General features: G+C 65.6%; 13 protein-coding genes and 1 CRISPR repeat array. Of the genes, 9 read left to right on the top strand and 4 right to left on the bottom strand.

The window, feature by feature from the left end:
- Nucleotides 1-349: 349 nt before the first annotated feature.
- Both G6O69_RS38380 and G6O69_RS38375 read left to right on the top strand, forming a co-directional pair.
- Nucleotides 350-7,063: an RHS repeat-associated core domain-containing protein gene (locus tag G6O69_RS38380; RefSeq protein ID WP_176396530.1), complete on the top strand. Its 6,714-nt coding sequence runs from the start codon at nucleotides 350-352 to the stop codon at nucleotides 7,061-7,063.
- 4 nt (nucleotides 7,064-7,067) lie between these two features.
- On the top strand, nucleotides 7,068-7,595 hold the full coding sequence (locus G6O69_RS38375) for a hypothetical protein (protein WP_172301360.1): 528 nt from the start codon (nucleotides 7,068-7,070) through the stop codon (nucleotides 7,593-7,595).
- Nucleotides 7,596-7,721: 126 nt separating this feature from the next.
- On the opposite strand, the gene G6O69_RS38370 is transcribed toward G6O69_RS38375, so the two are convergent.
- Both G6O69_RS38370 and G6O69_RS41215 read right to left on the bottom strand, forming a co-directional pair.
- Nucleotides 7,722-8,555 carry a hypothetical protein gene (locus G6O69_RS38370; protein ID WP_172301362.1) on the bottom strand — a complete coding sequence of 278 codons (834 nt, stop codon included), beginning with the start codon at nucleotides 8,553-8,555 and terminating at the stop codon, nucleotides 7,722-7,724.
- A gap of 760 nt (nucleotides 8,556-9,315) precedes the next feature.
- On the bottom strand, nucleotides 9,316-9,444 hold the full coding sequence (locus G6O69_RS41215) for a hypothetical protein (RefSeq protein ID WP_255215658.1): 129 nt from the start codon (nucleotides 9,442-9,444) through the stop codon (nucleotides 9,316-9,318).
- 448 nt (nucleotides 9,445-9,892) lie between these two features.
- On the opposite strand from G6O69_RS41215, the gene G6O69_RS38365 reads away from it, so the two are divergent.
- Nucleotides 9,893-10,423 carry a hypothetical protein gene (locus G6O69_RS38365; RefSeq protein WP_172301364.1) on the top strand — a complete coding sequence of 177 codons (531 nt, stop codon included), beginning with the start codon at nucleotides 9,893-9,895 and terminating at the stop codon, nucleotides 10,421-10,423.
- Here the strand turns inward: G6O69_RS38365 and G6O69_RS38360 are convergent.
- Complete coding sequence (locus G6O69_RS38360) at nucleotides 10,381-11,907, bottom strand: serine/threonine-protein kinase (protein WP_176396531.1); 1,527 nt, start codon at nucleotides 11,905-11,907, stop codon at nucleotides 10,381-10,383. The two genes, G6O69_RS38365 and G6O69_RS38360, sit on opposite strands and share 43 nt — an antisense overlap.
- A gap of 126 nt (nucleotides 11,908-12,033) precedes the next feature.
- Here G6O69_RS38360 and G6O69_RS38355 point away from each other — a divergent pair, with 126 nt between their 5' ends.
- From G6O69_RS38355 to G6O69_RS38340, 4 genes are all read left to right on the top strand, one after another.
- Nucleotides 12,034-12,597, top strand: a complete 564-nt coding sequence (locus G6O69_RS38355; protein ID WP_217909730.1) for a sigma-70 family RNA polymerase sigma factor — start codon at nucleotides 12,034-12,036, stop codon at nucleotides 12,595-12,597.
- A gap of 202 nt (nucleotides 12,598-12,799) precedes the next feature.
- The gene (locus G6O69_RS38350; RefSeq protein WP_172301370.1) at nucleotides 12,800-13,240 is read left to right on the top strand and encodes a hypothetical protein; all 441 of its coding nucleotides are present in this window, start codon (nucleotides 12,800-12,802) and stop codon (nucleotides 13,238-13,240) included.
- Between the two features lie 24 nt (nucleotides 13,241-13,264).
- Nucleotides 13,265-13,819, top strand: a complete 555-nt coding sequence (locus tag G6O69_RS38345; RefSeq protein ID WP_172301372.1) for a Uma2 family endonuclease — start codon at nucleotides 13,265-13,267, stop codon at nucleotides 13,817-13,819.
- 64 nt (nucleotides 13,820-13,883) lie between these two features.
- Entirely contained in the window at nucleotides 13,884-14,225 is a 342-nt protein-coding gene (locus G6O69_RS38340; protein ID WP_172301374.1) for a helix-turn-helix transcriptional regulator, read from the top strand.
- A 472-nt stretch (nucleotides 14,226-14,697) separates the two neighbouring features.
- Nucleotides 14,698-16,044: direct repeats of the CRISPR family, unit length 36 nt; unit sequence CCTTCCGCCCTCGTTTGAGGGCGGCCCCGTTGAAGC.
- Between the two features lie 382 nt (nucleotides 16,045-16,426).
- Here G6O69_RS38340 and G6O69_RS38335 read toward each other — a convergent pair.
- Nucleotides 16,427-17,239 (bottom strand): site-specific integrase, encoded by an 813-nt coding sequence (locus tag G6O69_RS38335; RefSeq protein WP_255215657.1) that lies wholly within the window; start codon nucleotides 17,237-17,239, stop codon nucleotides 16,427-16,429.
- Between the two features lie 597 nt (nucleotides 17,240-17,836).
- On the opposite strand from G6O69_RS38335, the gene G6O69_RS41210 reads away from it, so the two are divergent.
- Complete coding sequence (locus G6O69_RS41210; protein WP_346017172.1) at nucleotides 17,837-22,963, top strand: SpvB/TcaC N-terminal domain-containing protein; 5,127 nt, start codon at nucleotides 17,837-17,839, stop codon at nucleotides 22,961-22,963.
- Nucleotides 22,964-23,319: 356 nt separating this feature from the next.
- Nucleotides 23,320-24,549: an RHS repeat-associated core domain-containing protein gene (locus G6O69_RS41205; RefSeq protein ID WP_346017171.1), complete on the top strand. Its 1,230-nt coding sequence runs from the start codon at nucleotides 23,320-23,322 to the stop codon at nucleotides 24,547-24,549.
- The last annotated feature ends 557 nt before the right edge of the window (nucleotides 24,550-25,106 follow it).

Below are 25,106 nucleotides of genomic sequence, written 5' to 3'. Positions count from 1 at the left end.
TATCCACTTCGTAGTGGTCTTTGTGGCCCCGGTAGGGGCGGATCGTGACGGTCATGTCGAACTCTCCGTGACCGCCGCCGAATTTGTGCGAAGGCACGTTATCAGCGGCGCGAACGCGGTGGAGCCGAGAAGCTCAACACAGCGCATCGCAGGCGTTCAACGGCCGAGAAGCGGGGGCATGCCCCCTCCTCTAGGCGCAGCGCTCCGCGCGCAGACTCTATGAGGGTAGTCGGGTGGGTGAGTCACTGGAGCCTGATCCGCTGCGTGAGCGTGTTGTTGTCTTGGGTGACTGAAGATGTTTGCCACTGATCTCCTGAGATAGATCGGCGATGCTTGGACCGTGCAGGACGTGAAGTCGAGTCGAGCCCGTCAAAACTCGCTGCTCGCGCTTCTGGGTCTGGTGGTGCTCGTGCTGCCGCCGCGGGTTGGTGCGACGTCGCTGGCGGGGAGCTTTGTCCAACGCCTGACCCTCGCGGGGCCCCTGGCTGAGAGCGCGCCCCAGCTCACCACTTCCGCGCCTGTTGGGACGCTGCCCGGGACCTTTGTCGTCGATGACCGTGGAGCTGCGCGCTACAGCGTTCCGCTCGCGCTTCCGCCGGCTGCTCGCGGCTTCGCGCCCGCGCTATCCCTCGAGTACGACAGCCAGCGCGGGGACGGTGGGCTCGGCGTTGGTTGGGCGCTCTCCGGGGCCTCGGCCATCGACCGCTGTCCGCGGACGCTCGCTGATGACGGCTACTTTCGCGGGGTTCAGCTCGATGACGAGGACGCGCTCTGCCTCGATGGTCAGCGCCTGCGCCTCGTCGAGGGCGAGCACCTCCAGCCCGGCGCCCGCTACCGGCCCAAGCGCGACGACCTCTCGTCTGTCCGCGCCATCGCTTTCACCGAGGGCAGCAAGCAGTCTTGTCACGGCGGTCTTGGCTTCGAGGTCCGGCGCAGTGACGGCACCATCGACCTCTACGGCTGCCGTCGGGACGCCGTCGCCCTGCATCCGCGCGGCCTCGCCAGCTGGTCTCTGGCCGAGCGGCGCGACTGCTTTGGCAACGTCTACGCCCTCAACTACACGAACGAGACGGAGCTCCTCGAAGACGGCGAGGCCGACGTCGAGCGCTGGCTGACCAGCCTCGAGTACGGCGGCCACACCACGCTCCACGCCTTCACTCGACACGTCCGCCTCGAGTGGGAGGACCGCCCAGACCCCGCCGCAGGCTGGCGCCTCGGCGCGCCGCAGCGCCAGACCAAGCGCCTCGCGGCTCTGAGCACCTTCGCCGAGGGCGAGCTCGTTCACCGCTACGAACTCGACTACGACACCCCCTCCATCACGGGCCGCAGCCTCCTTCACGCCGTCCGCCAGTGCGACGCGCAAGGCGTCTGTCGGCCAGACACCACCTTCGCGTGGACCGCCGGCTCCCTCGACTTCGACACCGTCCCCCAGCAGACGAACTTCGCCATCGAATACGCCTGGCCCTACCTCGCCAGCATCTGGTCCGACACGCCCAACACCCTCGCTCCCCGCGTCCTCGCTCAGACCATCCTCGACGCCAACGGCGACGGCCGCAGCGACTTCCTGCTCGCCGTCGGCCAGTCCAACACTCCCGCGCCCGAAGGCCGCGGCTGGGAGCTGTGGACTTCCCAGCCCAAGGCCGACACGGCCGTCGCCCCATGCAGCACCCGCGACGACGACCTCGCGCAATGCCTCGGCTTGGGTCACTACCTCGTCCACGAAGACCCCATCTCCGGCCTGCTCGCCGGCCCCAGCTACGACGACCTCGCCCCGGCCACGCCGCCGCTCTTTGCGGCCGACATCGACGGCGACGGCCGCGATGACGCCGTCGGCCTCGGCGACTCCATCAACGACTTCGGCGGCGCCCCGCCAGCCGGCAGCGCCTTCTACCTCGCCCTCGCCCGCCCCGAAGGCGGCATCGAGCAAGTCGAGTTCGACCCCGGCGTCTCTCCCATCTGGCAGTTCACCGCCCACGACCAGACCGGCGACGGCCTCGGAGACCTGCTCTTTTGCGCTGGCGACCCGCTCCCAAACGCCCTCGACGAGCCCGAGCTCGGCACTGGCACCTGGCACTTCACTCCCAACCTCCCCACTGAAGGGTTCATCTCGGAGCAGGTCGTCGACACCGGCGAGCCCTGCTCCGTCTACGACAAGCTCCTCGCCCTCGACCACGACGGCGATGGCCTCGCCTCACTGCTGGTAATCCCCACCTGGGACGCGCAGCTCGGCGCCTGGATCCCTTCATCCAAGTGGTCCAACTACCACGCCCTGCGCCTGAACCCCGGCGACTGGAGCCTCTCGCTCGAAGACACCGGCCTTCCGCCAGACCTCGCGCAACGCTGGCGCCCCAGCCTGACCGCCCACTACAACGACGCCTACCTCGACGAGGACTTCCCTCGTTCACAGCAAGGCTTTGGCCTCGACAAGATCCTCGACATCGACGGCGACGGCCTCTCGGACATTCTCCGCTACGAGCTGGTCTCCGGCGACACGGCCGAAGACCTCGGCACGCTCATGCAGACGATCGTCGTCTTCGATCCACCCTGGGCGGAGCAAGGCGGCATCCGTCTGTGGCGCAACACCGGCGCAGGCTTCGTCGACGGCGGCTGGCTGCTGCTCAGCCCCGAGCCCGGCAGGGGCGGCTTTCGCCGCTTCCTGGCCGCGGGCGTGCTCGACTACGACGCCGACGGCCGCCTGGATCTGCTCTCGCCCGTCAGCGATCCCAACGACGACACCTGGAACTGGTCGATCTTCAATCTCGACAGCGAAGGCGTCCTGCACGAGCACCCCGAGGTCTTTCACAGCCCCGTCCAAGAGTTCGCATCCAACGTCCACAGCGTGGGCGCCTTCGACCTCGACGGCGACGGCCTGCACGACCCCGGCGTGTTCCTGGGCAGCAGCTGGCAGCTGCGCACCCACGCCGGCGAGGTCCCCGACAAGCTGAAGGCCATCACCAACGGCCTGGGCGCGCGCATCGAGGTCGACTACCGCGCGAGCGCGGACATCGACGCCCCTGAGGGCTACGCCGACGCGGAGCTCGACAGCGTCAGCTGCCTCTACCCCGCCCGCTGCGACCGCAGCCCGCGGTTGCTCGTCGAGGCCCACCGCGTCGACTCGGGCATCAGCGATGCCCCCCAGACCTTCACCCACCGCTACGGCACCGCCCGGCGAGACCGCGAGGCCCAGCGCAGCCTGGGCTTTCGCTTCCACGAGACCACCGAGTGGCGCGACGAGCTCCCCGTCTACCGCCGACTCGTCCGCTTCGACCCCAGCTACGACGACGACCTGCACGCCTTCCCCTTCGCAGGCATGCCCTCACTCGTCGCCGAAGACCGCCGAGACCCCGAGACCGGCCGCCACGTCGTCCGCGTCACGAGTCACAGCTTGAAGGTCCATTCGACGGGCCCCAGCAGCTACCTCCCCTACGCCGCCCAGACGCTCGCCAGCCGCTACGAACTCGACGCCTGCGAAGAAGACTTCTGCGCGCTCACGGAGCTCGACGAAGACCACCGCATCACCCGCGAGGTCCACACCGTCTTCGACCTCGACGACTTCGGCAACCCCACCCACTGGACGCGCACGACCTCCACCGGCAGCGAGACCTTCACCTACCGCACCCAGACCAGCTACCAAAACGACGCCGAGACCTGGCTCCTGGGCCTACCCACGAAGACCGTCCTGAGCTTCGAGCAGCCGGGCATCCCCATCCGCACGCGCGAGTCCATCGCCGCCTACGACCCCGAGACCGGCGCGCTGCTCCACCACGAGACCCAACCAAACGACGCCGAGCTGCGCCTCGTCACCGGCTCCGCCTACGACGCCCACGGCAACGAAGTCACCCGCGCCGCCATCGACACTGGCGGCATCCTCCGCACGGACACCACAAAGTTCGACGACCACGGCGTCTTCCCCATCTCCACCACCAACGCCCTCGGCCACCAGACACAGCTCCGCTGGCACCCCGGCCTGGGCGTACTCACCGAGACCCGCGACCCAAACAACCTCCGCCTCGTCGCCGACTACGACGGCCTCGGCCACGTCACCGCCCTGCGCCACTTCGCCGGCGACGACCCCCGCGGCGACGACGTCACCTTCAGCTACGCCGCCCTCCAAGACCAAGACCCCGACGCCCCCGTCCTCGAGCTCCGCCAAACCACAAAGGGCCACGGCCACCGAAGCCTCGCCCTCGACCGCCTCGGCCGCATCATCCACGAGCGAGCCCTCTTCGCCGACGGCCTCGAACGCGTCACCCACAGCCGCTACGACCAAGCCGGCCACCACATCGCCCAATCTCTCCCCACCCTCGTCGGCACTCCCCCAGATAGCTACGAGCGTTTTTTCTACGACCACGACGACCGCCTCGTCCGCCACCTCCTCCCAGACCTCAGCGAAGAGCGCTGGGACTACGCCGGCCGCGAAGTCCTCCACCACGACCTCGGCGGCACGGCCTCCCGCCTGCGCTACGACGGCGCCCTGCGCCTCGTCGAGAGCGTCCGCGCCCTCGGCTCCCCCGACGAAGAGCGCCTGTGCTTCGACTACGAAAGCTTCGAGCAGCTCACCCAAGTCCGCCCCAACTGCATCACTCCCCATACCAGCTTCGACCTCCCCGCCGGCGAAGCCCCGCCCACCATCAAGTCCTTCGCCTACGACGACCTCGGCCGCCTCACCCACAGCCACGACCCCAGCGAAGGCCCGCGCAGCTACGCCTACAACGGCCACGGCGAGCTCGCGGCCATCCTCGACGCCAACGACCAGCTCACCACCTTCACCCACGACGGCCTCGGCCGCCTCATCACCCGCGACGACCCCGACGGCCAGACCACCTGGACCTGGGACACCACCTTCATCGGCGCCCTCGCCCACACCCAAAGCCCCAGCGGCCACGAAGACCTCTACGACTACGACCCCCACGGCCGCCTCAGCGCCCTCACCAAGGTCATCGCCGGCGAACCCTTCGCGCTGCGCTTCGCCTACGACCAGCACGACCGCCTCGCCGAGATCCACTACCCCGAAAACGACATCAGCGAGCCGTTTTGGATCCGCAACCTCCACGCCCAAAGCGGCGACCTCGTCGAAGTCCGCCAAGGCAGCGACGACGCCCCGCTATGGACCCTCGAGTCCCTCACCCAAGCCGGCCGGATCAGCACAGAACGCCTCGGCAACGGCGCCCAGACCACCCGCAGCTACGACCCCCTGCGCGGCTTCGTCGAGCAGATCCAGACCCACTCCCTGCTCGGCGGAGACCTCCAGGATCTGCGCTACGACTGGAACCCCGACGGCACGCTACTGCGCCGCCAAGACCTGCTCGGCGCTCAATCCGAAGTCTTCAGCTACGACGACCTGCACCGCCCGATCCAGACCACCACCACCAAGTCCGGCAGCGAGCACGTCCGCCACTTCGCCTACGACGCCCTCGGCAACCTCGCCTTCGCCAGCGATCGCGGCGCCTACGACTACGACGCCAACGGACGCCTGACCTACGCCGACGGCCGCACCCACACCTGGGACCCAAAGGGCAACCTCCTCGCCCGCGAAGCCCCCGGCGAGACCCTGAAGATCACCTACACCGCCTTCGACGCCCCCGCGCAGCTCCTCGAAAACAACCTGCTCACCGAGCTCGAGTACGACGCCGATCAGACCCGGGTCTACCGCTACGCCGAAGCCCAAGACGGCCCCCGCGAGACCATCTACGTCACGGATCTCTACCAACGCCAGCGCACCCCCGAGACCACCGAGCACCACTACTACATCCCCGGCCCCGAGCGGCTGATCGCCGACGTCGTCGACACCCACAGCGATCTCGAAGCCTCGCGCGACACCCACTACATCCACGTGGATCACCTCGGCTCCACGGACGCCCTGAGCTCCGAGCTGGGCGTGCTCGAGCACCGCCAGTCCTACGACCTGTGGGGCAAGGCCCGCGACCCCGAAGACTGGACCCTGCCCGAAGAATTCGCCGCGCTCAGCCCGATCAACCGCGGCTACACCGGCCACGAAGCCCAGTCCGACAGCGGCCTGCTGCACATGCGCGGCCGCATGTACGATCCGCACCTGGGCCGGATGGCGTCGGCAGATCCCTTCGTGGTGGATCCGCTGAGCAGCAGCGGCTGGAACCGCTACGCCTACGTCCTCAACCAGCCGCTGGCGCGCACGGATCCCTCGGGCTTCATGCCCACGGCCGCGTCCACCGATCCCGACAGCAGCAGCGACGCCGAGCCCCAAGACTTCGGCTTCGAGATGACCGTGCCCGTGGTCGGCACGCGCACCGCCGAGGGCGTCGCGGGCAGCGGCCAAGCCCAACAAAGCGACATCGGCGGAGGCGGCAGCGCGAGCGCGCGGGCGGATCAGCAAGCCGGCGACATCGGCCCGAGCGCAGCGCAGATCCAGCAGCTCCACGACAGCGCCCGTGCCCGCGGCGCAGGGATCGTGCGCCAACTCAACGCCCCGCCGCTCCAGGGCTTCACCGACGCGATGGTCCGGCCGGAGAACCCCTCGCAAGAGCGGCGCCGGCTGGAGGTCTCACAGGAGGCAGGCGCACGCGTGATCGCCACGATGCAAGACCCACCGACGCACGTGGTCGTCTCGGTGGAGCTGGCGATGTTTTTCCTCTCGGGAGACGTCGAGATGGTGGGCGGCGCGCTGCGCTGGGGGATCCAGCGCGCGGGGCAGCGCAAGGCGGTGCGGGAGCTGGCGGAGGACGGCGGGGAGATCTTGATCGCGGGGTCCGTTAAGCGTAAAGGGAAGAAGCGCGGGCCCAAGACGGATCCCAACGCGCCCCACAACGCGAAAATTCGCTCGGAGGCCCAAAAATTGGAAACAGAGGGAAATGTCATAGTTGCAGGTGGAGGACAGGAAAAGGAACGACTCATTCGCACCTATGGAGGACACAAGTCTGGACGCCGGCCTGACATTCTATACAGGACTCCAGACGGAAACCTCCGCGGTCGAAATGTCGGCAGGACGAGGGCGGATGGAAGTCCTGTCAAACGAGAAATAGAGGCCCTCGAAGACCTGAATGGTCCTGGCCAGACTCCTACAGACTTCACGCCATACGACAGGTAGAGAAATGCCATCAATATCATCGCAATTTTATGCAACAGAAGAAGAATTGGCAGAAATGGTTTCGTCATGGCTGAACAGCTACGACATTAATGGTGCTGCGGTCTTTTTCTTTCCATTCTCAGTCATAAATATCTCTTCTCAGACAATCGAGGCGGGGGGGCTCTCAGCATGGCCTGATGAGTTTGTGTTTAGTGAATATGAGATATCTTGCTCAGCAAAAAAACAATCTGAATTCATGGATGCCAACACTGACATCCTCATCCTCAACCTTGGAAGCCTCGGTCCTCGCGGGCTGTCGGAGAGCCACCTGAGCACACTCGAGAGCACGCCAACCTGGAAAAAGATTGCATCCGACCTCAAGCGGCGCACCAAGGCTGGAATGAAGGGGAAGCATGAACAAAATGGGGCGGAGGGTGTCGATCGAAACTGCAGGTATACGCCCGGAGCAAAGCGGTTATACGAATCAGGAATATCGTTGAGGCAGTTTCCTCAGTCAGCCATCGTAATGTCTCCACTTCCAGTCAACAAGTGAGCCCCGAAGGGGAGGGACGAGCACGCCAACCAACGCCAGCTCCAGATCCGTCGATGAGCAACGATCTCGAGACTGGACCCGGATGGGCCACGAAGGCGGCTCCCGCTTGCCCACGCGGACGGACGCTCAGTCGTCCAGCACGAAGTCCCAGCGGCCGACGAGGACCTTGCCCTGCATCGGGTCGTTGTCGATCGCTCGCACCGTCACGTCCCCGCGCATGCTGCCCTCGGTGAACGAAATCTGTTCGAGCAGCCCGTCTTCTCCGATGTGCTTCATCGTCGCCAGCTGGGGATCCACGTACCACTCCAACTCTTTCGTGCGATAGGGGAGCTGGAGGTCGCAGGGCGTGCTCGGGTGGATCTTGTAGGTCTTCTTGGTCTCGGTGCTGGCCTTGAAGGTGTCCACGGGATCCCCCTTGCTGCCGTAGCCCTCGGCGGGCTGCGGCCGACCGGCCCCGAGCACGACGGAGCGCGGCACATCGACGGCCATCCCTGCGCGCAGGCCGTGACCCGCGTTGGTTCCGAAGTGCTCGGCATAGCGGATCTCACCGGTGACGCGCGCGCGGATCACTGTCTTCTCGGCCACGATCACGCTCGCCGAGATCAACTCGCGTGCGGCCTTATAAGGGCCGACCGGTCGACTCTCGACGCCAAAGACGATCACGTCTCCGGTCTCGAGCTGGTCGAGCGTCTCCTCGGAGGGCGGCCAGCCGTCGCCGAGGATCTCATCGAGGGTCTCGGACTCCTCTTTGTTGAGCGCCTCGTCCCCGAGGAATTCGTACCCCAGGGTCTGCTTGGCGCCTCCAGGCGTTCGCGGCGGCGCGCTGGGGACGATGTTGCCCTCGTCCTCGTCGGGTATCGCTTGCCCGCTCTGGCGCCGCTTGTAGGCCCAGATGAGCCCACCGATGACGGCAGCGACCCCGACGCCCCCGGCGAGCCAGGCGATCCACTTCGTGCTCATGTCTGCATCCTCGTACTCTCGGCTTTCATCGAAACCTGGATCGCCAGCTGACGACTGATTACCACAGCAACAAGCTGGGCTGTTTTTCACAAACCGTCAACATGCCCGAAGGTCTGCATGAGTCCAGATAAATGGGGGCCAGGTTGTATGCATGCCTTTGGGAGTGCCAATCCCTGGGTCTTCGAAAACCGGCAGATGTTCCTGTTTTCAAGAGCCTGGTGGCCTGACTCGAGTTTCGGCGTGGGGGGCTTTCCGGTCTATTGGATTTTCTATTGGATTTTCTATTGTCCGGTCTATTGTCCGGTCTAATTTTGTGCCTGAGTCGTCTAATTTGAGAGCTGAGAAGGAAAATAGACTTTTCGTGTTGGAGCCCGCTACTTTCTAGAACTGACCTCGATCTCGCGAAGGCGACCCACGTCGAGTCGGCTCCCTTCACGGCGGAGACTCAGGGGTGCTGCGCCCCCTCAGCTGCAACTCGCTCGGGTCGTCGACGTCCATCGAGGAGCTGGCACGCGCCATCGTCCAGCGGCGAGCTGATGCCTTCGAGCATCGAGCCCAGCTCGAAGGTCTGGGGTGGCCACTCCCATCCCGCATCGAGGCGTCGTCAGCACCTTGGCGGTCGGAGACGCGGTCGGAGCGCGGACTCAAAGCCGGCGGTACCTGACTCTGCCCGACGGGGTGCTACCAGGCGTCCCGAGATCAAAGTGGCTCCGCTCTCGAGCATGACTTTGCTCTCACGTAATTGTCGTCGCCTCCACAATCAATTTTCGAGCTGCGGCCGTGCATGGTTGTGAGACTCGAAGCCCTCCTCGAAGACGGCCGCCGCACCGCGGTGCTCCGCGTCATCCACGGCCACCCAGAGACGGCCGCAGGTCGTTGGGCGACCCATCCTCACCAGCGCGAACCAAATCGCGGCTAAAGCGCACCGCGTACCGACGGGCACAGCCGGTTGGAGCCGTTGGCATCGGGCGGTCGCCATGGGCGTCTGCGCGTGGCGCGCAGTCACACTTACTGGTGCCACGCTCAGGCTCAGCCGTTCTGCGAAGAGCAGGAGGGATAGCCGACGATGCAGGCATGCGGAGACTCTCTCTTTCTCAGTGAAGAGGAGCGCGAGTGTCTCGCGGACTCGCTCGAGGGCTTCGAGGAAGAGGGCAAGCGCTACCTCGACTGCGCGAATCCAGCGATGGAGGACTACGGCAACTGTCTGAGCATGAACACCCAGGGTGCGAAGCCAGCTGGTACTGAGCTCTTTGGAGCTTCGGCCGGAGGCTCATTTGAGCGCCTCGCGCCTTTCAGCGTCGAAGTGGGCTACCTTTGGCCCTTCGAGGAAGCCCATCATGATCAAGAACACCACGCTCATACTCGCCTTTGCCCTGGGACTACTGCTGCCGGCCTCGGCCTTGGCCTCGCTCCCGGACCTTTGCGATGACGTCTACCTCGATGAGATCGGCGCCCCAGTCACCGACAGCGAGGGCACCAGGCTATCCCGCTTCTGCCAGTGGACCGGGCCCGACGCGCCCCTGTGGGCTGACCACGTGTGCTGCTCGATCGGCGCGAGCGCGAGCTGTACGGCCACCGACGAAAACGGGCGATGCACGACAGGCATCAAGATGTGGTGCGACTACGGGGAGCAGATCAACGGGGAGGTCGTGTGCTACCAGCCCTTCGACGATGCCTGTGATCGAGGGTTCTGTGATGATCTCGCTCCTTCAGGAAGCGACCTTGTCTACGTCGCTCCGCTTTGCTGCTTTGAGCATCTCGATGCCTGCTACGAGCTGAGCATTGCAGAATACTGCGGAGGGTTTTTCTTGAACTGTGACTCACCCTACTCGAACTCCGACGGCACCGTTGGCTGCGGAGAGGGATGACACTTCTTATTGTTCATATTTTCTGCAATGCACTTCAGTTGGGCATCGGCAGCTTCGCTACTTCCACTCATCCTAAATAGAGACGCAGCACGATGCCTAGCGTGTGATGCCCTCTCCCAGGCTTCCGCTTCTTCCCATGCGTCGGCTGCTCCTTCCAAAATCCAGCTCGCAACAACGATGTCATCAATGATTTCATGTTTGGCAATGATCTGCTCTCCAACGCGAGTGGATAAAAAACCATGAAGAGAGGGGTGATCGGGTCGCAAGATGTCGCGGCTGTTTCGCCAGTGCTCATACACCTCGCGAGATTGCCCCGCGGATGCCGCGTTCCACGCCTCGAGGTTCTCATGTAACCCCACCCACCACCTGGGGACCGAGGGCAACGGCAGGACTGCCATGGAGCTCTCACGACCAGGCACATCTCCGAGCTTGGTTGCCGCAAATCCTCCCACGAAGGCCAAGAGCAGACCCCCCAGGAGCACCTGCCCCCACATCGATCGCCTGCGCGTCTTCCGCTCCAGTGCCTCTCGCTCCGCGCTCTCGAGCTCGGCGAGCAGGGCCTCCATGCTCGGGTGCCTGTCTTGCGCTCGCCAGGCCAGCCCCCGAAGCAACGCAGCCCGGACCCGCGGAGGGATCCCCGGCAGGGCTCTGTCTCCGGCCGCCAACTTCCCGGCCTCCATGGCCTCGAGCACGGCGATGCGTGTCCCTCCACCAAAGGGCAGCGCCCCATAGAGCGCCCCGTAGACCGCCGCACAAAACGAGAACTGATCGGACTGTGCATCCCCAGGACCCCCGATCACGCGCTCGGGCGCCATGTAGCCGGTCGTACCCCCGGGCCTCTGCTCCGACTCACTGCCCCGGGGCATCGACGCCGCCAGGCCAAGATCCGCCACGCACACGCGCTCATCGTCCCCGAGCAGCAGGTTCTCGGGCTTGAAGTCGTTGTGGACGAGCCCTGCCTCGTGGATGGCGATCAGGCCACGGGCCGCCTGGCCGTAAACATAGAGCACCTCCCTCCAGTGGCGCGGATCCCAGTGCGCGGCGTCCTGACCACGGATGAACTCCATCACCACGTAGAGGTGGCCCTCGTACTCGCCGACGTCGAACACCGAGACCACGTTGGGGTGCGAGAGACGAGCCAGGGCCTGGGCCTCCTCGAGGATCCGTGTGTCCCCGCTGGGCATCACGTCGGTCCACAGCTTGAGCGCCACCAACCGCCCGAGCGTGGGATCCCAGGCCCGAAACACCACGCCCATGCCCCCGTAGCCGATCATCCGCAGCAGCTCGAAGCGTCCGATGGTCTTGCGTTGACCCGCGTTGATCAACGCACGTCGGTGGTGGACATCGACCTCGCGCCGCAGCGCTCGCCAGGGCCCCTGGGCGTAGGGGTCCTTGTACTCGTAGATCTCAGCAGGCGGATCGAGATCTTCCCCATCGGGACCGAAGTACTTGGCGTACTCACGCTCGATCTCCTCGTGCGACATCGGTACATGTCGCTCTTCGGGTTGGTACTCGATCGCCACGAGGATCCCTGGGGGCCAACCCTACACCAATGCGCTTGAACTTTGGTACAGTTTCGTGGTGGTTGCAGCGAGTGATAGCGTTTGATGGTGAACGACGAGGAGTTGGCCAGGCATTTGGAGAGACTGCGAGTCGCCGCAATTGCAGAGGAGCCTGGTGCCGTCGATGCGCTGGGAAGGGCGCTATACGAGGAGTTCGAGCGGATGCTGGGTTCGGAAGATCTCACCCATGACGCCTTCGAGGCGCTATGGCGCAAGATCGGGTCTTTCGAAGCTCGGCAGGAGGACTCGTTTTTGCGCTGGGTTCGAGTGTTTGCGAAGAACCAGCGGGTCTGGTCGCGGCCGAGCAAGGCCCGGCGCTCCTGGGAGCAGCTCGACGTCGAGCTGGTCGCGCGAGACGAGAGCCCAAGCCAGGCGTTCGAGCGGCGCGAGCAAGTTCGCCGGCTGGAGAGCGCGGTCGCCGAGCTCGGCTCGATCTTCGTGCGCGCGCTTCGACATCGACTGAGCGGAGGCCGACCCGAAGCCCTCGCCGCAGACGAGTCCATCCACCTGAGCGCGGCTCGATGGCGCATGGGGGAGGTGGTGCGCCGGCTTCGGAAGGTGCTCGGCGAGGCCCAGAGCCTTCCCCGGGTCTCGGGCAGCAGCTCCGCCTGACGATGGGTCTTCTCTAGTACGGGCTGACTGTCAGCAACCATGCACATCCGCATAGAAAGAACCGGCTCAATTGCATGGGCGTGGCTGGCCGAGCTCGGCCCGGGTTCACGAGCTCTCAGACTCGCGCAAGACTGTGAGGAACCTCTCCCTTTTATTTCTCAGTCTTTCACTATCAATTCGCGGTGGGCACCTGTTTATGGGCGTGAGCCTGGAAGCCCTCTTCGAAGACGGTCAGCGCAGCGCGGTGCTCCGCGTCATCTATGGTCATCCGGAGATCAGCCTCGGCGAGCTCGCCAGCTTCGTCATGAGCGACGACCCCCTGGCTCCGGTCCTCAGAACCCTGACGATCGATGAGCTCCTCCAGGTGAGCCGCACTGCGCAGGGCGGCGACTCCGACCCGTCAGCGATCGACTACGCCCGCCTGGGGCGCGCCAAGAAGGCCACCGGGGAGGACTTCGATGAGCTCGCCATCGAGGTGCTCACCGCAGCTGGACGGCCTGTCGCGGCGGCCTACCTGCGAACTCGCCTCGGGGGCCCTCGCTGGAAGCTGCAAGCGTCGATGCACCGTCTCGAGGCTGCGGGGGTCGTGCGGCGTCACGGTCAGACCAGCGGAACACGCTGGGGGTTGGTAGAGCGTTCCTAGTTGGGCCCCTCCTGCGTGCCTGCGATGAGCCGCGCCCTGCCCAAGCCCATCAAGCGAGGGGCCACCTTTCGTGATTTCAACCAGCACGATCGCAAAGACCGGGTGACGGAGCTGATCGGGGGAGACCTCTACAGCCGACCCGCGCCCCACTTCTTCGACCTCGTGGTGCGCTCGACCTTGCTCAGCGAGCTGGAGCGGCTCGAGGGATGGCTACTCCTCGAGGAGCCCCTGCTCCGGCTCGATGGAGAGGAGCTGCTCGTGCCCGGCATCGCGGGGTGGCGCTACGAGGGCGAGGCCACGAAGTTCGAGGCGCAGCACATCTGCGCCCAGAAGCGGCCAGACTGGGTCTGCGAGCTGCTCACGCCTGCGTTCGAGGAACTCGACCGCCAGCGCAAGCTGCCGCGCTACGCCGAAGCCGGAGTGGCCTTCGTCTGGCTCATCGACCGGCCCCGACGGCGGCTGGAGATCTATCAGACACGAGATGGCGTGCCTACCCTGCTCCAGACTCACTCCGGCAACGCCTACGTGCGAGCCGATCCTTTTGTCTCGTGCACCCTGAGCCTGGGCCCGCTGTGGTGATCGCCCGAAATGCGAGCTCGCCTCCTGAGCGAGAAGGTCTCTATCGAATCGGTATCGGTGATTGATGAACACGACCGACAAGAAGTTCAGCCAAGACTTTGGCAGTCATGTTCGATCTCTGCGCAAGGCTCGGAACATGACTCAAGAGGGTCTCGCCGAGAGCTCGGGGTTGTCCGCGGACACGATCCGCCGGCTCGAGAAGGGGAACTTCTCGCCGAGCCTCGACACGCTGAGGAAGCTCTCCCAGGGAATGACGCTCAGCCTCAGCACGCTCTTCGCGGCCTTCGAGTTTGGCGAGCTGGATCCGAGTCGGGAGCTCCAGGATTTACTCAGGGGGCTCGAGACGCAGGAGGTGAGGCAGATGCTCAGGGTGTTGCAGGTGTTGCTCGACTGCCTGAAGGGGTAAGCTGTGCTTGGTGTCTCGGTCCGGGAGCGGCCGATGATCCCGCGGTGCGGCTGCTGGTGATCAGCGATGCGGTATAGGTGCATGTGGACGTCCGAGACCGAGGGCCCGCTGCCGTAGGCCGCACTCGCCGAGGGGCCCGCCTGCGCTTTGCTCCCGCGGTCGCGTCTCTCGATGTCAGGCTCAGTGAGTAGGTGAATTGATTAGTCACTCCATCGATGTACATATAGTGTGTATGATCACGAACGCTAGGTTTGAGTCTGGAGTATGAAGTGTAGGTTCGTTGCACGCGGGGTTGGACGCAGTGAAACCCCGGTCTTGCGTGCAAAATGACGAATTCGGGTTCTGAGAGGGGTGTGGCGGGCTGTTTGAAAATTGAAGAGAACCACATGAACAGAGTTCACCCGAGCGCGAAATCGCCCTGCGTGCAAAAGGCCTGAGAAAGCTTGTAATTTCGAGGGGTTAGAAAAGAGCCCCTTCCGCCCTCGTTTGAGGGCGGCCCCGTTGAAGCTTCGCCGTCGGCCCGCATTGCTGGGCCAAGGGAGCGACCGCCCTTCCGCCCTCGTTTGAGGGCGGCCCCGTTGAAGCATATCATTGACGATCTCTTCCGTCGTCCTGACGATCCTTCCGCCCTCGTTTGAGGGCGGCCCCGTTGAAGCTCGGGGGGGGTGCGCAGCGAGGCCCAGGCGACGAGCGCCTTCCGCCCTCGTTTGAGGGCGGCCCCGTTGAAGCGACGCGGCCCAGGCAGCCGGGTCCATCGACGTGTCTCCTTCCGCCCTCGTTTGAGGGCGGCCCCGTTGAAGCCGGTCCCGTGAGTGCGAGTCCTCGCTCCCCTCCATCCTTCCGCCCTCGTTTGAGGGCGGCCCCGTTGAAGCTTCTCGCTTCACCGACTCGCGGTGAATCTGGCCTTGGCCTTCCGCCCTCGTTTGAGGGCGGCCCCGTTGAAGCAAGGAAGCAAAGATCGAATCCACCGGCTCCTGGCCGGAGCCTTCCGCCCTCGTTTGAGGGCGGCCCCGTTGAAGCTTTCGCAGCGTGAGGAGGCTGGAGAACAAAGCCTCTCCTTCCGCCCTCGTTTGAGGGCGGCCCCGTTGAAGCTGGATGACCCTGGTCCACTCGGTGCCGGGGGTGGCCGTCAGCCTTCCGCCCTCGTTTGAGGGCGGCCCCGTTGAAGCCATCTAACCGGGACCTGGATCACGGACTGGATCTCTCCCTTCCGCCCTCGTTTGAGGGCGGCCCCGTTGAAGCCGCGAGCCCCGAACTTGCCGCCGATGGTGACGGCCCTTCCGCCCTCGTTTGAGGGCGGCCCCGTTGAAGCAGGACACGGACCAGAGCCTCTTGGGCGCGGGCGTACAGCCTTCCGCCCTCGTTTGAGGGCGGCCCCGTTGAAGCCATCGCTCAGCGTCTTGGCCAGGATTCCGCGGTTGACCTTCCGCCCTCGTTTGAGGGCGGCCCCGTTGAAGCGAGCAACTCGATGCGGCCGCCCTGCTTCCCCAGCCTTCCGCCCTCGTTTGAGGGCGGCCCCGTTGAAGCAATAATATCCGGCAGAGACCGAATCAGGGTGGGCAGCCTTCCGCCCTCGTTTGAGGGCGGCCCCGTTGAAGCAATGATGGGGTGGATGTACCGGCGTTGCGGTCGTGCGTGCCTTCCGCCCTCGTTTGAGGGCGGCCCCGTTGAAGCACGCGATAGACCGGCATGCCCGCGTCAGCGTCCAGCCTTCCGCCCTCGTTTGAGGGCGGCCCCGTTGAAGCCCGTTACGTCCCACCAGCCCGTCCGAGCGGGGCCTGCCCCTTCCGCCCTCGTTCGACCTGGCTGGAGCTCTCGACCACCCACCATCTCCTCGTGTCCTTGAACGCGATGAAGGCAACGCCTCGAGCAGACGCAGGCCAGTAGGCTCTCCCAAGCAGGGAGGTCACCGGACGGAGCATCCCGCGCCGGAGAAGCCTCGGATCCTTCTCCGAGATTTCTCCACCCTTTCAGCAAGACAAAGCCTCCCGCCGGCATCGCCAGCGGGAGGCTTTGTCTTGTCTGGGGAGCCCCCAGCTGCCAGTTGGGGCCCAAATTCAGCAGCGATCATGCTTGCTTGCAGCCGGGGGTCACAGATCTACGAAATTTCTGATCAGTAGCGTCAGTCAGCTGAGATCACTGGGATTTCTCGTTCTCCTCTCCGCGCGTCTCCTAAGTTTCTCCACCGGCGCCCACCCACCCTAGGGGTGAGGGAGCCCCACCGGTGGGGGAGCTTCGAGCGAAGCGATCGCAGCGTGGGTCAGTCCCGGGGCCAGGTGCATGTAGCACTCCGTGGTCATCAAGCTGGCATGCCCCGCGAGTTCTTGGATGACTCGGGCAGGTATACCGCGCATGGCCAGGTGCGAGCAGAAGGTGTGCCGCAGAGTGTGAGGTCCACGGCGCTTCACCTTGGCCGCGGAGCACAGCCTGCGGAGTCGCTGTAGCAGCCACTGTTGCCCCACGGGGTGCTCGGGCGCAGCTCGGTGCGTGCTCACCATCGCTCGGCACAACACATAGGGTCCAGACCCTTGTCCACTCAGCGCCTCCAGGGCTTCGCACAACCTCGCTGTCATGGGGACTTCACGAGACTTGCCGTTCTTGGGGACATCGAGGACTCCTCGCCACAGCGAGCGCCGAACGATGAGGACGCCCCGGTCGAAGTCCACGCTGTCCCAATGCAGCCCGCGGATCTCTCCCCAGCGCAGCCCTGCATCACCACCGAGCAGTACGCCCACGCGCTCGACCGGCGTGGCCGTCGCGTCGATCAAACGCGCGTACTCGTCGAAGCCCCAAAAATCCCGCGGGGAAGACTTGGGCTTGAGCCGCTTGATCGTTGGAAGCGATCCTGCGGGAATCAGCCCCAGCAAGATCGCGCACTTGAGCATGGTGCTCAAGGTGCTCAACGCCTTGTTGACAGTATGTGCGTGTTTCCCTGCCAGCCTCGAGCGCACACGCTGGACCTGCGACACGTCGATCTGATCGAGCCGAAGGTCTCCAACGATCGGTCCGAGCAATGTGCGGATCGTCTGACGTGCATCCTCGATCGTGCTGGCTTTGTGGTGCTTGGACTGGTGATATTCTTGAATGTATCGATTCTCGAATTCCCTGACTGTTGGTACGGTTTCCTTCCTGCGCTCACGCGGCCCATGCTGTAGCAGGTACCGCTCCCGCTCACGCCCCCAGGAGCGGGCAGCTGCCTTCCCGCGGGTCGGCGCTTTTCGGCGCTCGCGGTAGGCCTGTCCGTTGGGGAGGGTGATGCTGATATCCACTTCGTAGTGGTCTTTGTGGCCCCGGTAGGGGCGGATCGTGACGGTCATGTCGAACTCTCCGTGACCGCCGCCGAATTTGTGCGAAGGCACGTTATCAGCGGCGCGAACGCGGTGGAGCCGAGAAGCTCAACACAGCGCATCGCAGGCGTTCAACGGCCGAGAAGCGGGGGCATGCCCCCTCCTCTAGGCGCAGCGCTCCGCGCGCAGACTCTATGAGGGTAGTCGGGTGGGTGAGTCACTGGAGCCTGATCCGCTGCGTGAGCGTGTTGTTGTCTTGGGTGACTGAAGATGTTTGCCACTGATCTCCTGAGATAGATCGGCGATGCTTGGACCGTGCAGGACGTGAAGTCGAGTCGAGCCCGTCAAAACTCGCTGCTCGCGCTTCTGGGTCTGGTGGTGCTCGTGCTGCCGCCGCGGGTTGGTGCGACGTCGCTGGCGGGGAGCTTTGTCCAACGCCTGACCCTCGCGGGGCCCCTGGCTGAGAGCGCGCCCCAGCTCACCACTTCCGCGCCTGTTGGGACGCTGCCCGGGACCTTTGTCGTCGATGACCGTGGAGCTGCGCGCTACAGCGTTCCGCTCGCGCTTCCGCCGGCTGCTCGCGGCTTCGCGCCCGCGCTATCCCTCGAGTACGACAGCCAGCGCGGGGACGGTGGGCTCGGCGTTGGTTGGGCGCTCTCCGGGGCCTCGGCCATCGACCGCTGTCCGCGGACGCTCGCTGATGACGGCTACTTTCGCGGGGTTCAGCTCGATGACGAGGACGCGCTCTGCCTCGATGGTCAGCGCCTGCGCCTCGTCGAGGGCGAGCACCTCCAGCCCGGCGCCCGCTACCGGCCCAAGCGCGACGACCTCTCGTCTGTCCGCGCCATCGCTTTCACCGAGGGCAGCAAGCAGTCTTGTCACGGCGGTCTTGGCTTCGAGGTCCGGCGCAGTGACGGCACCATCGACCTCTACGGCTGCCGTCGGGACGCCGTCGCCCTGCATCCGCGCGGCCTCGCCAGCTGGTCTCTGGCCGAGCGGCGCGACTGCTTTGGCAACGTCTACGCCCTCAACTACACGAACGAGACGGAGCTCCTCGAAGACGGCGAGGCCGACGTCGAGCGCTGGCTGACCAGCCTCGAGTACGGCGGCCACACCACGCTCCACGCCTTCACTCGACACGTCCGCCTCGAGTGGGAGGACCGCCCAGACCCCGCCGCAGGCTGGCGCCTCGGCGCGCCGCAGCGCCAGACCAAGCGCCTCGCGGCTCTGAGCACCTTCGCCGAGGGCGAGCTCGTTCACCGCTACGAACTCGACTACGACACCCCCTCCATCACGGGCCGCAGCCTCCTTCACGCCGTCCGCCAGTGCGACGCGCAAGGCGTCTGTCGGCCAGACACCACCTTCGCGTGGACCGCCGGCTCCCTCGACTTCGACACCGTCCCCCAGCAGACGAACTTCGCCATCGAATACGCCTGGCCCTACCTCGCCAGCATCTGGTCCGACACGCCCAACACCCTCGCTCCCCGCGTCCTCGCTCAGACCATCCTCGACGCCAACGGCGACGGCCGCAGCGACTTCCTGCTCGCCGTCGGCCAGTCCAACACTCCCGCGCCCGAAGGCCGCGGCTGGGAGCTGTGGACTTCCCAGCCCAAGGCCGACACGGCCGTCGCCCCATGCAGCACCCGCGACGACGACCTCGCGCAATGCCTCGGCTTGGGTCACTACCTCGTCCACGAAGACCCCATCTCCGGCCTGCTCGCCGGCCCCAGCTACGACGACCTCGCCCCGGCCACGCCGCCGCTCTTTGCGGCCGACATCGACGGCGACGGCCGCGATGACGCCGTCGGCCTCGGCGACTCCATCAACGACTTCGGCGGCGCCCCGCCAGCCGGCAGCGCCTTCTACCTCGCCCTCGCCCGCCCCGAAGGCGGCATCGAGCAAGTCGAGTTCGACCCCGGCGTCTCTCCCATCTGGCAGTTCACCGCCCACGACCAGACCGGCGACGGCCTCGGAGACCTGCTCTTTTGCGCTGGCGACCCGCTCCCAAACGCCCTCGACGAGCCCGAGCTCGGCACTGGCACCTGGCACTTCACTCCCAACCTCCCCACTGAAGGGTTCATCTCGGAGCAGGTCGTCGACACCGGCGAGCCCTGCTCCGTCTACGACAAGCTCCTCGCCCTCGACCACGACGGCGATGGCCTCGCCTCACTGCTGGTAATCCCCACCTGGGACGCGCAGCTCGGCGCCTGGATCCCTTCATCCAAGTGGTCCAACTACCACGCCCTGCGCCTGAACCCCGGCGACTGGAGCCTCTCGCTCGAAGACACCGGCCTTCCGCCAGACCTCGCGCAACGCTGGCGCCCCAGCCTGACCGCCCACTACAACGACGCCTACCTCGACGAGGACTTCCCTCGTTCACAGCAAGGCTTTGGCCTCGACAAGATCCTCGACATCGACGGCGACGGCCTCTCGGACATTCTCCGCTACGAGCTGGTCTCCGGCGACACGGCCGAAGACCTCGGCACGCTCATGCAGACGATCGTCGTCTTCGATCCACCCTGGGCGGAGCAAGGCGGCATCCGTCTGTGGCGCAACACCGGCGCAGGCTTCGTCGACGGCGGCTGGCTGCTGCTCAGCCCCGAGCCCGGCAGGGGCGGCTTTCGCCGCTTCCTGGCCGCGGGCGTGCTCGACTACGACGCCGACGGCCGCCTGGATCTGCTCTCGCCCGTCAGCGATCCCAACGACGACACCTGGAACTGGTCGATCTTCAATCTCGACAGCGAAGGCGTCCTGCACGAGCACCCCGAGGTCTTTCACAGCCCCGTCCAAGAGTTCGCATCCAACGTCCACAGCGTGGGCGCCTTCGACCTCGACGGCGACGGCCTGCACGACCCCGGCGTGTTCCTGGGCAGCAGCTGGCAGCTGCGCACCCACGCCGGCGAGGTCCCCGACAAGCTGAAGGCCATCACCAACGGCCTGGGCGCGCGCATCGAGGTCGACTACCGCGCGAGCGCGGACATCGACGCCCCTGAGGGCTACGCCGACGCGGAGCTCGACAGCGTCAGCTGCCTCTACCCCGCCCGCTGCGACCGCAGCCCGCGGTTGCTCGTCGAGGCCCACCGCGTCGACTCGGGCATCAGCGATGCCCCCCAGACCTTCACCCACCGCTACGGCACCGCCCGGCGAGACCGCGAGGCCCAGCGCAGCCTGGGCTTTCGCTTCCACGAGACCACCGAGTGGCGCGACGAGCTCCCCGTCTACCGCCGACTCGTCCGCTTCGACCCCAGCTACGACGACGACCTGCACGCCTTCCCCTTCGCAGGCATGCCCTCACTCGTCGCCGAAGACCGCCGAGACCCCGAGACCGGCCGCCACGTCGTCCGCGTCACGAGTCACAGCTTGAAGGTCCATTCGACGGGCCCCAGCAGCTACCTCCCCTACGCCGCCCAGACGCTCGCCAGCCGCTACGAACTCGACGCCTGCGAAGAAGACTTCTGCGCGCTCACGGAGCTCGACGAAGACCACCGCATCACCCGCGAGGTCCACACCGTCTTCGACCTCGACGACTTCGGCAACCCCACCCACTGGACGCGCACGACCTCCACCGGCAGCGAGACCTTCACCTACCGCACCCAGACCAGCTACCAAAACGACGCCGAGACCTGGCTCCTGGGCCTACCCACGAAGACCGTCCTGAGCTTCGAGCAGCCGGGCATCCCCATCCGCACGCGCGAGTCCATCGCCGCCTACGACCCCGAGACCGGCGCGCTGCTCCACCACGAGACCCAACCAAACGACGCCGAGCTGCGCCTCGTCACCGGCTCCGCCTACGACGCCCACGGCAACGAAGTCACCCGCGCCGCCATCGACACTGGCGGCATCCTCCGCACGGACACCACAAAGTTCGACGACCACGGCGTCTTCCCCATCTCCACCACCAACGCCCTCGGCCACCAGACACAGCTCCGCTGGCACCCCGGCCTGGGCGTACTCACCGAGACCCGCGACCCAAACAACCTCCGCCTCGTCGCCGACTACGACGGCCTCGGCCACGTCACCCCCTGCGCCACTTCGCCGGCGACGACCCCCGCGGCGACGACGTCACCTTCAGCTACGCCGCCCTCCAAGACCAAGACCCCGACGCCCCCGTCCTCGAGCTCCGCCAAACCACAAAGGGCCACGGCCACCGAAGCCTCGCCCTCGACCGCCTCGGCCGCATCATCCACGAGCGAGCCCTCTTCGCCGACGGCCTCGAACGCGTCACCCACAGCCGCTACGACCAAGCCGGCCACCACATCGCCCAATCTCTCCCCACCCTCGTCGGCACTCCCCCAGATAGCTACGAGCGTTTTTTCTACGACCACGACGACCGCCTCGTCCGCCACCTCCTCCCAGACCTCAGCGAAGAGCGCTGGGACTACGCCGGCCGCGAAGTCCTCCACCACGACCTCGGCGGCACGGCCTCCCGCCTGCGCTACGACGGCGCCCTGCGCCTCGTCGAGAGCGTCCGCGCCCTCGGCTCCCCCGACGAAGAGCGCCTGTGCTTCGACTACGAAAGCTTCGAGCAGCTCACCCAAGTCCGCCCCAACTGCATCACTCCCCATACCAGCTTCGACCTCCCCGCCGGCGAAGCCCCGCCCACCATCAAGTCCTTCGCCTACGACGACCTCGGCCGCCTCACCCACAGCCACGACCCCAGCGAAGGCCCGCGCAGCTACGCCTACAACGGCCACGGCGAGCTCGCGGCCATCCTCGACGCCAACGACCAGCTCACCACCTTCACCCACGACGGCCTCGGCCGCCTCATCACCCGCGACGACCCCGACGGCCAGACCACCTGGACCTGGGACACCACCTTCATCGGCGCCCTCGCCCACACCCAAAGCCCCAGCGGCCACGAAGACCTCTACGACTACGACCCCCACGGCCGCCTCAGCGCCCTCACCAAGGTCATCGCCGGCGAACCCTTCGCGCTGCGCTTCGCCTACGACCAGCACGACCGCCTCGCCGAGATCCACTACCCCGAAAACGACATCAGCGAGCCGTTTTGGATCCGCAACCTCCACGCCCAAAGCGGCGACCTCGTCGAAGTCCGCCAAGGCAGCGACGACGCCCCGCTATGGACCCTCGAGTCCCTCACCCAAGCCGGCCGGATCAGCACAGAACGCCTCGGCAACGGCGCCCAGACCACCCGCAGCTACGACCCCCTGCGCGGCTTCGTCGAGCAGATCCAGACCCACTCCCTGCTCGGCGGAGACCTCCAGGATCTGCGCTACGACTGGAACCCCGACGGCACGCTACTGCGCCGCCAAGACCTGCTCGGCGCTCAATCCGAAGTCTTCAGCTACGACGACCTGCACCGCCCGATCCAGACCACCACCACCAAGTCCGGCAGCGAGCACGTCCGCCACTTCGCCTACGACGCCCTCGGCAACCTCGCCTTCGCCAGCGATCGCGGCGCCTACGACTACGACGCCAACGGACGCCTGACCTACGCCGACGGCCGCACCCACACCTGGGACCCAAAGGGCAACCTCCTCGCCCGCGAAGCCCCCGGCGAGACCCTGAAGATCACCTACACCGCCTTCGACGCCCCCGCGCAGCTCCTCGAAAACAACCTGCTCACCGAGCTCGAGTACGACGCCGATCAGACCCGGGTCTACCGCTACGCCGAAGCCCAAGACGGCCCCCGCGAGACCATCTACGTCACGGATCTCTACCAACGCCAGCGCACCCCCGAGACCACCGAGCACCACTACTACATCCCCGGCCCCGAGCGGCTGATCGCCGACGTCGTCGACACCCACAGCGATCTCGAAGCCTCGCGCGACACCCACTACATCCACGTGGATCACCTCGGCTCCACGGACGCCCTGAGCTCCGAGCTGGGCGTGCTCGAGCACCGCCAGTCCTACGACCTGTGGGGCAAGGCCCGCGACCCCGAAGACTGGACCCTGCCCGAAGAATTCGCCGCGCTCAGCCCGATCAACCGCGGCTACACCGGCCACGAAGCCCAGTCCGACAGCGGCCTGCTGCACATGCGCGGCCGCATGTACGATCCGCACCTGGGCCGGATGGCGTCGGCAGATCCCTTCGTGGTGGATCCGCTGAGCAGCAGCGGCTGGAACCGCTACGCCTACGTCCTCAACCAGCCGCTGGCGCGCACGGATCCCTCGGGCTTCATGCCCACGGCCGCGTCCACCGATCCCGACAGCAGCAGCGACGCCGAGCCCCAAGACTTCGGCTTCGAGATGACCGTGCCCGTGGTCGGCACGCGCACCGCCGAGGGCGTCGCGGGCAGCGGCCAAGCCCAACAAAGCGACATCGGCGGAGGCGGCAGCGCGAGCGCGCGGGCGGATCAGCAAGCCGGCGACATCGGCCCGAGCGCAGCGCAGATCCAGCAGCTCCACGACAGCGCCCGTGCCCGCGGCGCAGGGATCGTGCGCCAACTCAACGCCCCGCCGCTCCAGGGCTTCACCGACGCGATGGTCCGGCCGGAGAACCCCTCGCAAGAGCGGCGCCGGCTGGAGGTCTCACAGGAGGCAGGCGCACGCGTGATCGCCACGATGCAAGACCCACCGACGCACGTGGTCGTCTCGGTGGAGCTGGCGATGTTTTTCCTCTCGGGAGACGTCGAGATGGTGGGCGGCGCGCTGCGCTGGGGGATCCAGCGCGCGGGGCAGCGCAAGGCGGTGCGGGAGCTGGCGGAGGACGGCGGGGAGATCTTGATCGCGGGGTCCGTTAAGCGTAAAGGGAAGAAGCGCGGGCCCAAGACGGATCCCAACGCGCCCCACAACGCGAAAATTCGCTCGGAGGCCCAAAAATTGGAAACAGAGGGAAATGTCATAGTTGCAGGTGGAGGACAGGAAAAGGAACGACTCATTCGCACCTATGGAGGACACAAGTCTGGACGCCGGCCTGACATTCTATACAGGACTCCAGACGGAAACCTCCGCGGTCGAAATGTCGGCAGGACGAGGGCGGATGGAAGTCCTGTCAAACGAGAAATAGAGGCCCTCGAAGACCTGAATGGTCCTGGCCAGACTCCTACAGACTTCACGCCATACGACAGGTAGAGAAATGCCATCAATATCATCGCAATTTTATGCAACAGAAGAAGAATTGGCAGAAATGGTTTCGTCATGGCTGAACAGCTACGACATTAATGGTGCTGCGGTCTTTTTCTTTCCATTCTCAGTCATAAATATCTCTTCTCAGACAATCGAGGCGGGGGGCTCTCAGCATGGCCTGATGAGTTTGTGTTTAGTGAATATGAGATATCTTGCTCAGCAAAAAAACAATCTGAATTCATGGATGCCAACACTGACATCCTCATCCTCAACCTTGGAAGCCTCGGTCCTCGCGGGCTGTCGGAGAGCCACCTGAGCACACTCGAGAGCACGCCAACCTGGAAAAAGATTGCATCCGACCTCAAGCGGCGCACCAAGGCTGGAATGAAGGGGAAGCATGAACAAAATGGGGCGGAGGGTGTCGATCGAAACTGCAGGTATACGCCCGGAGCAAAGCGGTTATACGAATCAGGAATATCGTTGAGGCAGTTTCCTCAGTCAGCCATCGTAATGTCTCCACTTCCAGTCAACAAGTGAGCCCGAAGGGGAGGGACGAGCACGCC

It is taken from the genome of Pseudenhygromyxa sp. WMMC2535 (genome assembly GCF_011083025.2).
The sequence above is the reverse complement of the archived record's forward strand: the minus strand, read 5'-3'. Positions and strand labels throughout refer to the sequence as shown.